At 75.5% G+C, this 14943-nt stretch carries 11 protein-coding genes; 2 read left to right on the top strand and 9 right to left on the bottom strand.

Annotated features, from left to right (window positions below):
* Nucleotides 1-65 precede the first annotated feature (65 nt).
* The 9 genes from AB0O82_RS26980 to rimP form a co-directional block, all read right to left on the bottom strand.
* Nucleotides 66-3686 carry a serine protease gene (locus AB0O82_RS26980; RefSeq protein ID WP_363586520.1) on the bottom strand — a complete coding sequence of 1207 codons (3621 nt, stop codon included), beginning with the start codon at nt 3684-3686 and terminating at the stop codon, nt 66-68.
* A 295-nt stretch (nt 3687-3981) separates the two neighbouring features.
* Nucleotides 3982-4911: a tRNA pseudouridine(55) synthase TruB gene (gene truB, locus AB0O82_RS26975; protein ID WP_363586519.1), complete on the bottom strand. Its 930-nt coding sequence runs from the start codon at nt 4909-4911 to the stop codon at nt 3982-3984.
* Between the two features lie 34 nt (nt 4912-4945).
* Nucleotides 4946-6049, bottom strand: a complete 1104-nt coding sequence (locus tag AB0O82_RS26970; protein ID WP_363586518.1) for a bifunctional oligoribonuclease/PAP phosphatase NrnA — start codon at nt 6047-6049, stop codon at nt 4946-4948.
* Between the two features lie 2 nt (nt 6050-6051).
* A complete protein-coding gene (gene rbfA, locus AB0O82_RS26965; RefSeq protein WP_350885658.1) occupies nt 6052-6492 on the bottom strand; it encodes a 30S ribosome-binding factor RbfA in 441 nt (146 codons plus the stop codon).
* 153 nt (nt 6493-6645) lie between these two features.
* Complete coding sequence (locus AB0O82_RS26960; RefSeq protein ID WP_063347622.1) at nt 6646-6942, bottom strand: DUF503 domain-containing protein; 297 nt, start codon at nt 6940-6942, stop codon at nt 6646-6648.
* Between the two features lie 167 nt (nt 6943-7109).
* On the bottom strand, nt 7110-10253 hold the full coding sequence (gene infB, locus AB0O82_RS26955; protein ID WP_363586517.1) for a translation initiation factor IF-2: 3144 nt from the start codon (nt 10251-10253) through the stop codon (nt 7110-7112).
* Nucleotides 10254-10502: 249 nt separating this feature from the next.
* Entirely contained in the window at nt 10503-10751 is a 249-nt protein-coding gene (locus AB0O82_RS26950) for a YlxR family protein (RefSeq protein WP_063347625.1), read from the bottom strand.
* A 145-nt stretch (nt 10752-10896) separates the two neighbouring features.
* Entirely contained in the window at nt 10897-11907 is a 1011-nt protein-coding gene (gene nusA / locus AB0O82_RS26945; RefSeq protein WP_063347626.1) for a transcription termination factor NusA, read from the bottom strand.
* A gap of 57 nt (nt 11908-11964) precedes the next feature.
* A complete protein-coding gene (gene rimP / locus AB0O82_RS26940; protein ID WP_350885651.1) occupies nt 11965-12519 on the bottom strand; it encodes a ribosome maturation factor RimP in 555 nt (184 codons plus the stop codon).
* Nucleotides 12520-12824: 305 nt separating this feature from the next.
* On the opposite strand from rimP, the gene AB0O82_RS26935 reads away from it, so the two are divergent.
* Together AB0O82_RS26935 and AB0O82_RS26930 are read left to right on the top strand one after the other, a co-directional pair.
* The gene (locus AB0O82_RS26935; protein WP_363586516.1) at nt 12825-13928 is read left to right on the top strand and encodes a ferritin-like domain-containing protein; all 1104 of its coding nucleotides are present in this window, start codon (nt 12825-12827) and stop codon (nt 13926-13928) included.
* Nucleotides 13929-14015: 87 nt separating this feature from the next.
* A complete protein-coding gene (locus AB0O82_RS26930; RefSeq protein WP_363586515.1) occupies nt 14016-14939 on the top strand; it encodes an aminoglycoside phosphotransferase family protein in 924 nt (307 codons plus the stop codon).
* Nucleotides 14940-14943 lie beyond the last annotated feature (4 nt).

Below are 14943 nucleotides of genomic sequence, written 5' to 3'. Positions count from 1 at the left end.
CCTGACCGCTCCTTGTTCCGTACGGCGCGTACCCTCTGTACGCTCAAACGCTCAAACCCGAACCCCTATAGCGTGCCATGCGCCTGCTCCTGCTCCGGCACCGGAATACGGGTTGGGCGCACCGGCGGGTGCGCGGCGCGCCCGGGCACGGTCCGCTCCGCCTCGGCGGCCGCGTACTGCGGGTCGCGGCCGGCCGCCGCCAGGGCCCGCATCCGGGCCAGCCGGGGACCGTCCGGCGCGGTCGGGGCGGCGTCCCGCGGCCACTGGGCGAGCAGCTGCGCGAACGCCGCCGAGCGGCCGGCCCAGCGCACCAGCAGTTCGTCCGCGCGCGGCAGGCCGGGGGTCGCCCGGGCCAGCACCGCGCGGGCCCGGGCCGGGTTCTCGGCCGCGCAGTGCTCGGCCAGCCGCTCCACGGCCGCGGTCAGCACCGCCGGGTCGGTCTCGATGGCGAGCAGGGTGTCCAGCAGTTCGCAGCGCAGCGCGTCCGCTGCCGGGTCGGCCACCGGGACGGACAGCACCTGGGCGAACGGCCTCCGCACGCCCGCCGTCCGGGCGGCCAGCGCGCCGCCGAGCAGCACCCGCAGCTCCAGCCGGGCGGCCGGGCCGCCGGTCGCGGCGCGCTCCAGGCGGCGGCCCAGGTAGTCGACGGCGACCGGGCCGGCCAGGGCCGGGTGCTCGCGCAGCAGCCGGGCGGCCAGTTCGGCGCCCCGCCGGGTGGCCACCGGGGTGCGGGCGTCGGCGAGCACCCGCAGGGTCTCGGCGGCGGCTGCGCCGGGGGCCGCCAGCCGGTCGGCGAGCGCGGCCAGGACGGGTTCCGGGTCGCTCTCCAGGGCGGGGGCCAGCGCCCTGGGGGTGAGGAAGGCGTCGCCGCCCGCCCGGTGCAGGGCCAGCGCGGCGGGGAGGTGCTCGGCCCTGGTCGCCGGGTCGCCGACCAGCAGGGCGAGGGCGGCGCCGTGCAGGCCCGGTTCGTCCTCGCGGGCGAGCAGGGTCAGCGCGGTGAAACGCAGCAGTCCGGCGGCGGCGCCGACGGCGTGCGGGGCGGCGTGCAGGGCGTGCACGGCGGCGGCGACGTGCCGCTCGGGTCGCCCGTCGTGGCTCCAGCGGTCCACCGCCCGGCAGAGCGCGGAGGGCTCCTCGGTGGCGAGCACGGTGAGCAGTGCGTCCGCCCTCGGGTGCGCGGCGTCGGCCAGGGCGTCGGCCAACTCGTCCAGGGCGAGCCGGCGGTGGGCGTGCAGCAGGTCGTGGGCGAGGTCGGCGACGGTGTGTCCGGGGCGGCCGGGCAGGCCGCGCGGATCGTCGAACCAGGCGCAGAGCAGCGGGAACACCGCGACGGGGTCGGCGCGCAGCCGTTCGGCCACCGCGCCGAGGAACGGCTGCCCGGGCCCGTCGGCGGCCACCAGGCGGCGCAGCAGCGCGAGTTCGGTCTCGGCGGGCAGGCCGAGGCCGGTCCAGAACGCCGGGCCGAACGAGCCGAGCCCGTCCGCCGGGAGCGCGTCCAACCCGCCCTCGGCGACCGCCCGTTCGGCGATCCGACCGGCCAACTGGTCGAGCAGCGCCAGGTGTTCGGCCGGATCGGGGCTGGCGGCCAGCCCGGCGGTGAGCAGCCGGCCCGCCCACCAGGCCGGTTCGCTGCCGGGCGGGCGCAGGTCCAGGGCGCGCCAGAGCCGGTGCAGCCAGGGGTCCAGGGCGGGTGCGCCCCAGGCTTCGGCCAGTCGGCGCAGCGCGGCGGCGACCGGGCCGATCCGGTGCCGGGGGACGCCGCGCGGGGAGCCCTCCGCTGGCGCGCCCTCCAGCCCGTTCGCGGGTGAGGAGGGCGTGTCCGCGGCCTCGCCGAGCAGCAGCCCCAGCGCGGCGTCCAGGTCCAGGTGCAGGCCCTGCAGCCAGTCCGCGAACTCCCCGTGCGCGAACCGGAATCCGGGCCCGGCCGGGACGAACAGGCCCTCGGCGAGGACGGCCGTGGCCCAGCCGCCGGCTGCCGGGAACAGTTCCTCGAAGGTGGCCCGGCCCAGGCCGCCCGGCCCGGCGCCGAGCATCCGCCGGGCCGCCTCGTGCACCCGTCCGGCCACCGCGGCCGCCAGCCGCCGCACCCGCCCGTGGGAGGGCCCGGCCGGGCGAGCGGAGCTCCGGCGGTGGGCGCCCGGGCGGCGCTGCCGGCCGTCCTCGACCAGCCGCCCGGCCACCCGCAGGCAACGCAGGTCCAGGTAGGCGGCGAACAGTTCGCCCCGGCGGGCCGGCTCCCCGCGCAGGCCCTCCGCCCACAGCTCGCCGGCCAGCCGGACGGCCAGCGGGTGCCGCGCGTCGGCGTCGGCCGGCCAGCCCGGCGGCAGCCCGTAGCGGCGGCGTACCCGCTCGGCCGCCTCGGCGGGGAGCGGGCCGAGCCGGTGCCCGGCGAGGCTGGGGGCGCCCGGGCCGCCGCCGTCCATCCGGACGGTGGGGGCGCTGGCCAGGTCGCCGCCCGGCTCCGGCGGGTCCGGGTACCGGGCGTGGCCGGTGCCGCTGCCCCACTTCTCGGCCGCCAGCCGCACCCAGGCCTCCTCGCCGCAGGCGGTCAGCAGCCGCGCCCCGCAGCCGGTCAGCCAGTCCCCCGCGCCGCGCAGCCAGCGCGGGTCCAGCGGCGCCGGGGCCTCCTCGGGGCCGTCCAGGACCACCAGCAGCGGCCGCCCGGCCGCCGCGCACAGCGCCGCCACCGGTTCCGGCGCGGGCGCCGGGATGCCCAGCTCGGCCGCGACGGCGGCCAGCGCCCGTTCCACCGGGGCGGCGAGCGAGCGGTCCTCGGCGCGCAGGTCGGCGCCGCGCAGCCAGAGGGTGGGCAGCGGCCGGGCGCCGCCGGCGCGGCGGGCGGCGAGGGCGGCGAGTTCGGTGGAGCGCCCGCTGCCGGGGGCGCCGACCAGGGCGGTGACGGTGGCCTGCGGCTCGTCCCCGGCCAGTCCGTCGGGCCGGTCGACCCGGTCGGCGGCGAGCCCGGCCACCCGGCCCGGGCCGGCCCCGGCGGCGGCCAGCTGGGCCGCGGTCAGCCGCAGCACGCCGGCCAGGTTGAGCGCGGGCCCGTAGCCGGGCACGGCCGCGCCGTTGCGCGCCAGCAGTTCGGCCAGCGCCGGGGCGACCGCGACCGCGCCGCCGCCGGCCGGCACCGCCGGGAGCGCGCCGCCGTGCTGCGGCCCGCGCAGCGCGGGCACGGCCAGGGCCACCACGGCGCCGCTGCGGGCGTCCAGCACCGGCGAACCGGCCGGCACCACGACGCCGGCGACCACCGGCGGGTCGAGCAGCAGCACCCCGCCGACCCCGCCGCACCCGGCACCGGCGGCACCGAGCAGACCGCAGCGCAGCGCCACCACCCGCCCGTCCTCGCCGGCCAGCGCGGGCAGCAGCACCGCGCGCCCGGCCCCGAGGGCCGCGACGGGCAGCGGCGGCACGGGCAGCCCGCCGACCGCGTCGGTGCGCAGCAGGGCGAGCCCGTGCTCGGGCAGCGGCAGGACGGCGTCCGGGCCGAGCACCCTGGTCTGCCCGCCGGGGGTGTGCAGGACGATCCGGTCCAGGCCGGTGACGCTCTCGTGGGCGGTGAGGACGGTGCCCTGCGGGTCGGCGACGAACCCTAAGCCGTGCAGTCGCCCGTTGAGGTCGCGGATCCGCAGCAGGTACCGCCCCGGATCTCCCGCCACGCCGTCGCCGTCCAGGAATCCCGGCATTCGCACTGCCCTCCCCGCAGGCCGGACGGCCCGGGGGCGGGCTCGTCACGGCGACCTGCTCGCCGCCGGGGAGCCTGCCCGCCCGGGAGGCGGCCCCACCGCGCCTGCGCCGCTCACCACGGGCGTTCACCTCGCGCGCTCCCCCGGGCGGGTGACCCCTCCCTCGCCGGAACGAACCCCCGGACCTCGCCGGAACACCCCCTGAACGAGCGAAGCCCCTCCCGGGACGCCCCCCGAACGAGCGAAACCCCCGCCGGAAGACTCCCGACGGGGGTGACGCGTGCGCTGCGGGGCGTCAGCCGACGAAGACCGCGACCGGCTTCGCCTGCCCGTCCGTCTCCTCGACCAGCGCGAGGAAGCGCCCGTCCGGCCCGAACACCGCGATCGGCCCGTCCACGCCCAGCCCGGGCGCCTTGAGCCGGGCACCGTGCGACAGCTTCTCCGCCGCCGACTCGTCCAGGTCCCAGCGTGGGAAGGCGGCGGCCGCGGCCTCCCCGATCGGCAGCACCTGCAGCCCCGTCGGGGACTCGCCGGTGACCGCGGCCTCCAACTGCTCCAGGGTGCGCGCCGACTCCACCGAGTACGGCCCGACCCTGGTGCGCCGCAGCGCGGTGAGGTGGCCGCCGACGCCGAGCCCGGCGCCCAGGTCACGGGCCAGCGCCCGGATGTAGGTGCCGGAGGAGCACTCGACGGTCACGTCCAGGTCGATCACCGGCGTGCCGTCCTCGGCGAGCGCCGCGCGCTGCCCGTGCACGGTGAAGGAGTGGATCGTGGTGGGCCGGGCCGCGAGCTCGAAGTCCTCGCCCTCGCGCACCCGCGCGTACGACCGCTTGCCGTCGATCTTGATCGCGCTGACCTTGGAGGGCACCTGCATGATCTCGCCGGTGAGCGCGGCGATCCCGGCGTCGATCGCCTCCCTGGTCACCCCGTCGGCCGGGGCGGACGCGGTGACCTCGCCCTCCCGGTCGTCGGTGACGGTGGTCTGGCCGAGCCGGACGGTCGCCTCGTACGTCTTGGCGGTGAGCATCAGGTGGCCGAGCAGCCGGGTGGCCCGCTCGACGCCGATCACCAGTACGCCGGTGGCCATCGGGTCGAGCGTGCCGGCGTGCCCGACCTTCCGCGTCCCGGCCAGCCATCGCAGCTTGGCGACGACCCCGTGGGAGGTGATGCCCTCGGGCTTGTCGACGATCACCAGGCCGTCCGGGCCGGTGCCTTTGCGCTTCATCAAGTTCTTTCTCTAAAAAGCGGTCAAGAGATGATCAACGTACCGGTCGCAGCGCGCTCCGGAACCGTTCGACCACCGCGGCCACGTCCTCCCGGGCGCTGAACCCGGCCGCGAAGACGTGCCCGCCGCCACCCAGCTCCGCGCAGGCGGCCGCGACGTCCACCGCACCCTTGGAACGCGAGGAGCCCCGCAGCGTGCCGTCCGGGTCCTGCTTGAGCACCAGCGCCACCTCGGCCTCGGCCGGGCGGCGCAGGATGTCGATCAGCCCCTCGATCTCCTCGACCGTGACGCTGAACAGCACCAGGTCCTGGTACGGCACCCAGGTCCACACCAGGCCCAGCCCGCCGGCCGCGTCCGGCTCGTAGACGGCCCGGTCGAGCGCGCCCGCGAGCACCTTGAGGTAGCCGAAGGAGGAGGTGTCCCACAGCTGCCGGGAGATCAGGTCGTGCCGGATGCCGGTGGCCAGCAGCCGCCCGGCGAGTTCGTGGGTGGCGGGCGTGGTGGCCCGGTACTTGAACGAACCGGTGTCGGTGGCGACGCCGGTGTACAGGCAGGTGGCCAGGTCCTGGTCGAGTTCGACGCCGAGCCGGCGCAGCAGTTCGTCGACCAGGACGGCGGTGGCCGGCGCGGTCGGGTCGATCAGCTGGTGGGTGCCGAAGCCCGGATTGGAGGCGTGGTGGTCGATCACCACCAGCACCGGCGCGGCGAAGGCCTTGCCGTGCAGCAGGCCGAGCCGGCTCTCCGCGGCCACGTCGAAGCAGAGCACCAGCTCGGGGACGTCCGGCACCTCGACGGCCGGCACGATCAGCTCCTGGCCGGGCAGGAAGGCCAACGACTCGGGCACGATCTGCGGGTCGTCGCCGAAGGAGACCCGCACCCGCTTGCCGAGCCCGCGCAGCGCCAGCGCAGCCGCCAGCGAGGAGCCCAGGGCGTCGCCGTCCGGGCAGATGTGGCAGATCAGGTCGATCGAACGGGCCCGCCCGATCTCCGCCACCACCTGCTGCCAGAGCAGCTCGAAACCGCTCTCCTCGGTGCGCGGCCCCGGGAGCGCCACGAGGGCGTCCTCCACCGTGCTGGTGGAAGACGCCCCCGTGGTCGAACCGGCTCGCGAGGCGGCCTTCGCCGGCTCACCCGCCATGACTACTCGTCCTCGTCGTCACGCTCGGCCGCCGGAACCTTGTACGGGTCCGCCTCGCCGGCGTAGGTCGCGCCCGCGGCGGTGGTGCGCACCGCCGCGTCGATGGCCTTGGCCCGGTCGAGCAGGTCGTCGATGTTCCGGGCGTTGTCCGGCAGCGCGTCCGCGACGAAGGTCAGCGTCGGGGTGAAGCGCACCCCGATCTTGCCGACCTCGGAGCGGATCACGCCCTTGGCGCTCTCCAGCGCGGCGGCCGTGGCCTCGCGCTCGGTCTCGTCGCCGAAGACGGTGTAGAAGACGGTGGCCTCGCGCAGGTCCCCGGTCACCCGGGTGTCGGTGATGGTCACGAACCCCAGTCGCGGGTCCTTGATCCGCCGCTCCAGGGTCTGGGCGACGACCACCTGGATGCGGTCGGCGAGCTTGCGCGCCCTTGCGGTGTCGGTCACGTTGCCTCCTCGTGCAGTGGGTCCGGCATTCGGGTGAGCTACGCACCCTTCGGGGCCCACGCCCCAAAGTACCGGCCCGCGCCCGGCCTTGCGGGCGCTCTGGGTCCTGATCCGTGTGAGAACGGCGACTTCCGCCGATCGTCTCCACGGCTCTCATTCGTCGTCGTCGTTGTGGTACCTCCTCCTCGCGGAGAGGAGCTGCACCTCGGGGCGGCCGGCGACCAACCGCTCACAGCTGTCCAGGATCTCGGTGACGTACCCGGCATCGCCGGCCACCACCGCGAGGCCGATCTCGGCCCTGCGGTGCAGATCCTGGTTCCCGGTCTCGGCAGCGCACACGCTGTACTTGCGCTGCAGTTCGGCCACGATGGGCCGCACGATCGAACGCTTCTCCTTGAGCGAGTGGACGTCGCCCAACAGCAGGTCGAAGGTGAGTGTTCCCACGAACATGTATGACAGGTCTCGCCGACCTGGAAGGCCTCGGGGGGCAGCCCGGAACCGGGCTGCCGGTGCTACGTCTGAACGCTGCTGCATCTCGACTACCCCGGACCCTACACAGCGAGACCGGGGCCGGTCGACGGAAATACCACCCGTCGACCGGCCCCGGCTTTCACCGACTACGAACGCGGCTTCTCGCGCATCTCGTAGGTCTCGATGATGTCCTCGACCTTGATGTCGTTGAACGACCCCAGGGTGACACCGGCCTCGAAGCCCTCGCGGACCTCGGTCGCGTCGTCCTTGAAGCGGCGCAGACCCTCGATGGTGAGGCTCTCCACCACGACCTTGCCGTCGCGGATGAGGCGGGCCTTGGCGTTGCGGCGCAGCAGGCCCTCGCGGACGATGACACCCGCGATGTTGCCGAACTTGGAGGAGCGGAACACCTCGCGGATCTCCGCGGAGCCGAGGCGCACCTCCTCGTACTCGGGCTTGAGCATGCCCTTGAGGGCGTTCTCGATCTCCTCGATCGCCTGGTAGATGACCGAGTAGTACCGGACGTCCACGCCTTCCTTGTCGGCCGCGGTACGCGCACGGCCTTCGGCGCGCACGTTGAAGCCGATGATGATGGCGTCCGAACCCATCGCCAGGTTGACGTCGGACTCGGTGATCGCACCCACACCGCGGTGCAGGATGCGGAGCTCGACCTCCTCGCCCACGTCCAGCTTGACGAGGGCGTCCTCGAGGGCCTCGACCGAACCGGAGACGTCACCCTTGATGATGAGGTTGAGCTGCTCGATCTCGCCGGCGGCGATGGCCTTGTCCAGGTCCTCCAGGGACACCCGGACCCGACGCTGCGCGAAGGCGGCGTTGCGGTCGCGGGCCGAGCGCTTCTCGGCGATCTGACGGGCGGTGCGGTCCTCGTCGACGACGATGAAGCTGTCGCCGGCGCGGGGCACCGAGGTCAGACCGAGCAGCAGCACCGGGCGGGACGGGCCGGCCTCGGCGAGGCTGTTGCCGTTCTCGTCCAGCATCGCGCGGACGCGGCCATAGGCGTCGCCGACCACGATCGAGTCGCCGACGCGGAGGGTACCGCGCTGCACGAGCACGGTCGCCATGGCGCCGCGGCCCTTGTCGAGGTGGGCCTCGATGGCGATACCCTGCGCGTCCTGCTCGGGGTTGGCCCGCAGGTCGAGCGAGGCGTCCGCGGTGAGGACCACGGCCTCCAGCAGCTGCTCGATGTTGAGGCCCTGGCGCGCGGAGATGTCGACGAACATGGTGTCGCCGCCGTACTCCTCCGCCACCAGACCGAACTCGGTCAGCTGACCGCGGACCTTGGTCGGGTCGGCGCCCTCGACGTCGATCTTGTTGACGGCGACCACGATCGGCACACCCGCGGCCTTGGCGTGGTTCAACGCCTCGACCGTCTGCGGCATGACACCGTCGTTGGCCGCGACCACCAGGATCGCGATGTCGGTGGACTTGGCACCACGGGCACGCATGGCGGAGAACGCCTCGTGACCCGGGGTGTCGAGGAAGGTGATCGGGCGCTGCTCGCCGTTCACCTCGGTGACGACCTGGTAGGCACCGATGTGCTGGGTGATGCCACCGGCCTCGCCGGCCACCACGTTGGACTTGCGGATGGCGTCCAGCAGGCGGGTCTTACCGTGGTCGACGTGACCCATGACGGTGACGACCGGCGGGCGCGGGGCCAGCTGGTCCTCGTCGCCCTCGTTCGCACCGAAGTCGATGTCGAACGACTCCAGCAGCTCGCGGTCCTCGTCGTCGCGGCTGACGATCTCCAGGATGAAGCCCATCTCGCCGGCCAGCAGCTCGAGGGTCGCGTCGGAGACCGACTGCGTCGCGGTGACCATCTCACCGAGGTTGAACATGACGGAGACGAGCGCGGCCGGGTTGGCGTTGATCTTCTCCGCGAAGTCCATCAGCGAGGCGCCGCTCGACAGGCGAACGGTCTGGCCGTTGCCGCGAGGCAGCATCACACCGCCGACGGACGGGGCCTGCATGGCCTCGTACTCCTGGCGCTTCGCCCGCTTCGACTTGCGGCCACGCGCCGGGCGACCGCCCGGGCCACGACCGAAGGCGCCCTGCGTGCCACCACGGGCACCCGGGCCGCCGGGACGACCACCGAAACCACCGGGACGCGGGCCGAAGCCGCCGCCACCACCGGGGGCACCGCCACCGGGACGCGGACCGCCGAAGCCGCCGCCACCGGCCGGACGCGAGCCCGGACCGGCCGGACGACCCTGGAAGCCCGGACGGGCGCCACCGGCACCCGGACCACCCGGACGGCCACCGGGGCCACCGGGGCCACGGCCGCCGGGGCCCGGACGCGGGCCCGGAGCCGGACGCTGCGGCATCATGCCCGGGTTCGGGCGCGGCATGCCGGACGGGGACGGGGCGCCGGGGCGCGGACCGGCCGGACGCGGCATGCCGTCGGGACGCGGACGGTCGCCACCGGGACGCGGGGCGCCACGGTCGGCACCGGGAGCACCGGCGGGACGCGGACGGTCGCCACCGGGACGCGGGGCGCCACGGTCGGCACCGGGAGCACCGGCGGGACGCGGACGGTCGCCGCCCGGACGCGGACGGTCGCCGCCCGGGGCGCCCTGACCGGCCGGACGCGCACCCGGCGCGCCCTGCCGGCGGTCGCCGGGGCGGGCCATACCGGTCGCGCTGCCCGAGGTGAACGGGTTGTTGCCCGGACGCGGGCCGGCCGGACGCGGACCCGGACGGGCACCGCCGGCGGCGGGACCGGCCGGACGCGAGGCCTGCGGGGCCTGCGGAGCCTGCGAGGCCTGCGGAGCCTGACGCGGGGTGTCACCGGCCGGAGCCGGCGAGGAGAACTCGGCCGCGGGCGCGGCCGGGGCCGCCGGAGCGGCGGGACGCGCCGCCGGGCGCGGACCCGGGGTCGGGCCACCCGCCGGCTTCGCGGCGGCGGGGGCCGCCGGGGCGGCGGGCGCGGCCTGGGCCGCAGGGGCCGCGGGAGCCGCGGCCGGGGTGGGACGGGGACCAGGGGTCGCGCTGGGGCGCGGACCCGGGGTCGGAGCACCCGGCTTGGGTGCACCCGCGGCGGCGGAGCCACCCGCGGGCTGGGGCGCCGCGCTCTTGCGCGGGCCCGGCTTGGCAGCGGAACCACCACCGGTGGGGGCCACACCAAGCGCGTCAGTCAGCTTACGTACGACCGGCGCCTCAATCGTCGAGGACGCCGAACGGACGAACTCACCGAGCTCGGTGAGCTTGGCCATGACGGCCTTGCTCTCCAAGCCAAGTTCCTTGGCGAGTTCATAAACCCGGACCTTAGCCACTTCACTCCTGTCTATGAGTCCGGGGTGTCTCGTCCGCCGGACCGTCGCTACTTCATGGGCGTACCCATCGCGTACTCATCGCGTACTCATCGAGAGCTCATCGCAATCTCGACCTACTTCCACATCGCGAGGTACCTGACTGGTGACACGGCACGCGGCTGCCCGCGAACCGTGCTTGTTGCGGTGGTTCTCCCGCCGCACTGAGCGGCGGCCGTTGCGGGCGTCGCCCCACCGGGCGGCCTGAGGGACTCAGGGCGCCGGGGTGTCGACGGTCCGCTCCCCGATGAACTCGCGGAGCCGCTCCGTGTCGAGCGTCCCCTGGAGGCGGAAGGCCCGGGGAAACGCCCGACGGCGAACCGCGAGGTCGAGGCAGGCCGGATCGGGGTGCAGGTGAGCGCCCCGGCCCGGCAGTGCGCCACGGGGGTCGGGGACGCAGACGCCCTCGACCGCCGTGACACGCAACAGCTGGTGCTTGGCCGCTCGCTTGCGGCAGCCCACGCAGGTGCGTTCCGGGCGTGCTCGGACGTGCGTCCGGCCAGACGAAGGCAAGTCTACCCCTCCGAAGGGACATGGCGCCGCCCCGCCGATCCCGGGCGGAACGGCGGGGGGCTTTGACGGGGCGAACGGCCGGTCAGCGCCGCGCTCAGCGGTCGGTGTCCCGACCGCCGTCCTCGGGCTGGCCCTCGGTGTCCGGCCGGATGTCGATCCGCCAGCCGGTGAGGCGGGCGGCGAGGCGGGCGTTCTGCCCCTCCTTGCCGATCGCCAGCGACAGCTGGTAGTCCGGCACGATCACCCGGGCGGAACGCTGGGCCAGGTCGACGATCTCCACGCTGGTCACCCGTGCGGGGGACAGCGCCGCGGCGACCATCTCCCGGGGGTCCTCCGACCAGTCGACGATGTCGATCTTCTCGCCGTGCAGCTCGCCCATCACCGCACGCACCCGGCTGCCCATCGGGCCGATGCAGGCGCCCTTGGCGTTCAGCCCGGCCCGGCGCGACCAGACCGCGATCTTGGTGCGGTGGCCGGCCTCACGGGCGATCGCCGCGATCTCCACGCTGCCGTCCGCGATCTCCGGGACCTCCAGCGCGAACAGCTTCTTCACCAGGCTCGGGTGCGTCCGCGACAGCGTCACCGAGGCCCCGCGCACACCGCGGCGCACCGCCACGACGTAGCACTTCAGCCGGGTGCCGTGCCGGTAGTCCTCGCCCGGGACCTGCTCCTGCGGCGGCAGGATGGCCTCCAGCTTGCCGATGTCGACCAGCACGTTCTTCGGGTCGTTGCCCTGCTGGACGACACCGGTGACGATGTCGCCCTCCTTGCCCGCGTACTCGCCGAAGGTCTGGTCGTCGGCGGCGTCGCGCAGGCGCTGCATCATCACCTGGATGCCGATGCTGGACGCGATCCGGCCGAAGCCGTTCGGGGTGTCGTCGAACTCCTTGGGCTCGACGCCCTCGTCCAGCTCGGCCGGGTCCTCCGTCGCCCACACGGTGACGTGGCCGGACTTGCGGTCCAGGTGCACCCGGGCGCGGCGGCGCGAGCCCTCGGTGCGGTGGTACGCGGTGAGGAGGGCGGACTCGATGGACTCGACCAGCAGGTCGAAGGGGATGTTCTTCTCGTTGACCAGCGTGCGCAGGGCACTCATGTCGATGTCCACGGCTACGCCTCCTCGTCTTTCTTCGTCACGTTCGTCATGGTCCGGGCGGTGCGCAGGTCACAGCGCACCGTCGTCCCCCTCCTCGGAGGCGTCGTCGTCCGCGTAGTCCGCGGCCTCGTCGAGGAGCTTGTCGTCCTTGCGGTTGAACTCGACCTGCACGCGCGCCCGATCCACCTCGGCGTACGCCAGCCGGCGCTCCTTCGGACGGCCGCGACCCTTCACCGGCTGCACCTCGACCAGCGCGCCGTCCTCGTCCGCCTCCAGCACCCGGGCGACGATCTCCCCGCCGTCGACCAGGTGGATCTTGGCCAGTCGGCCCTCCGCGCGACGCCAGTGCCGGGGCAGGTCCAGCGAACGCTCAGCGCCCGGCGAACCGACCTCCAGCAGGTAGGGCTCGTCGCCCATCAGGTCCGACTCGTCCAGAGCCTCACCGACCACCCGGCTGAACTCGGCGATGGCGTCCATGTCCACGCCGCCGTCGGTGTCGACGTCGATCTGCACCTGGCGGCGGCTGCCGGCCTTGGTGACCTTGACGTCCTCCAGGTCCAGACCGGCCTGCACGGCCAGCGGCTCCAGCAACGCGCGCAGCCGGTCGGTGTGGGTGGTGCTCATCCGGGTGGACTCCTCGGCCGCGTCTGCTGTTGTCAGAAGGTCGCTCCGCACCCTCCGGCGCCGGTCCGGCGCACACCGGGTCACGGCAGCTCGGCCCAAAGCCTAGCCGGTGAAGCCGCGAACCACCGATTCCGGACCACCCCCGACCGGGCGCACGCCACCCACTGCGAGCAAGCTCACACCCGCTCCCGGGGCGTCCCTGGATCCGAATCCCCGCCCGGAATCGTGGGGATTCTGTAATCATTCACGCCTACGAAGGGCAGGCGGGGAGGCCGCCCTCCCGCACACGCCCCGGAGTGACACCCATGCAGCCGCCCAGCCGACGGACGTTCCTGGCTCTCGGGCTGCTCGCCCTCACCGCCCTCACCGCCTGCACCGGCTCCCACGGCGGCAACGACACCACGCCCGGCAACCGCGGCCCGCTGCCGAACCCGGACGAACCGGTCATCCTGCGCTCGATCGCCGCCACCGACACGCTGCTGGCCGGCTACGACGCGCTGCTCGCCGGCCCGGGCGGCGCCCAGGCCGCCGTGCTGCAGCCGCTCCGGGCCGAGGTGGCCCAGCACCGCGCCGCCCTCGCCTACGGGCTGCCGGCCGCCTCCATCCCCCCGGCGTCCCCGGCCACGTCCTCGGCCGGCCCGGGCGGGACACCGAGCGCGCCGCCGAGCGGGGCAGCGAGCGGGGCAGCGAGCGGAACGCCGGTCGGCACCCCCGCCGCGCTCGCCGCACTCGAACGGCAGACCGCCCAGGCCCGCCTCACCGACCTGGCCGCAGCCCGGCCGCCGCTGGCCCGGCTGCTCGCCTCGGTCGCCGCCTCCGACGTGCTGCACGCCGTCGCCCTCGGCGACACCACCCCGCCGGTCGCCCCGCCCCCTGCCGCCACCCCCACCGAGGCGCCGACCGCGCCCCCGAGCGACCAGCCCACCGCTCCCCCCTCCGCCGGCCCGTCGGCCGACCCCGCCGCCGCAGCAGCGGTGACCGCCCTCCAGGGCGCCCTCGGCGCCGAACACGCCGCCGTCTACGGCTACGGCGTGGTCGGCGCCCGGCTCCCCGAGGACCAGCAGCGCACCGACGCCCGCACCGCCTACGCCGCCCACGAGGCCCGGCGGGACGCCTGGCAGCGGCTGATCGGTTCCCTCGGCGCCACCCCGGCCGCCGCCGCCGGCGGCTACCAGCTCCCGTTCGCCGTCACCGACGCGGCCGGCGCCACCAAGCTCGCCGCCCACCTCGAAACCCGGCTCACCACCGTCTACGCCGACCTGGTCGCCGCCGTCCCCGGCCCCCAACGGGGCACCGCCGCCGACGCCCTGCGCGACAGCGCCCTGCGCGCCCACCGCTGGGGCGCGGCCGACCCCGCCTTCCCCGGCATCCCCGAGCCCCTCCCCACCCCCACGGCCACCAGTCCCTAGGGCCCGCAGCGCTGACCTGCGGTTTCCCGTTCATGGCCGACAATGGACGGGTAACACCAACGGGGGAGCGTCAACCGGAAGGCCGGCATGTCGGGAGCAGCACCGCAGATCACCGTCCCCGCCTGGCTGGCGCGCGGCGTCGCGGCGAGCGAGGGCGAACCGGGCCGGCAGTGGCTGGCCGGGCTGCCCGCGCGGGTGGCCGCCCACCTGGCGCGCTGGGACCTCACCCTGGAGCGGGTGCTCGACCCCGGCGGCAGCCTGAGCCTGGTCGCCTACGTCCACCGCGACGACCTCTCCCCCGCCGTCCTCAAGACCGGCCTGCGGACCCCCGAGACCGCGCTGGAGCACGCGGCGCTCGCCCACTGGGCCGGGCGCGGGGCCGTCCTGCTGCTGGACACCGACCCCGCCGAGGGCGTCCAACTGCTGGAGCGGCTGCACGGGGACATCCCGCTGCGCTCGCTCGCCGAGGCGAAGGCGATGCTGGAGGCGACCAGCCTGCTGCACCGGCTCTGGAGCACCCTGCCCGAGGACCACCCGTTCCCGACCCTCGCGGCCCGGACCGCCGACACCGCGGAACGGCTGCGCGGGCACCGCGCCCTGCCCGGCGCCGCCGAGGCCGAGCCGCTGATCGCCGAGGCGCTGGACACCGCCGACGGCCTGGCCGGCTCCGCCGCCGAGACCTTCCTGCTCCACGGGGACTTCCACCACGGCAACGTGCTCGCCGCCGACCGAGCGCCCTGGCTGGCGATCGACCCGCGCCCGCTGGCCGGCGAGCGCGCCTTCGACCTGGCCCGGCTGGCGCTGGACCGGGCGGACACCCTGGTCGGCTCCCCCGGCGTGGCCGCGGCCGTCCGCCGCCGGCTGCACCAGCTCGCGGACGCGCTGGAGGTGGACCGGGAACGGCTGCGCGGCTGGACGCTGTTCCGGGCCGTCGACCTCGCCCTGCGGGCCCTGGCGGCCGGCCGCCGGGAGGACGCCGAACTCTACCTGGAGTTCGCCGGGGCGCTGTAGGGCG

Source organism: Kitasatospora sp. NPDC088264, from assembly GCF_040685715.1.
Classification (GTDB): domain Bacteria; phylum Actinomycetota; class Actinomycetes; order Streptomycetales; family Streptomycetaceae; genus Kitasatospora.
Note: the sequence above shows the minus strand (reverse complement) of the source record. Positions and strands in the feature narration are given on the sequence as shown.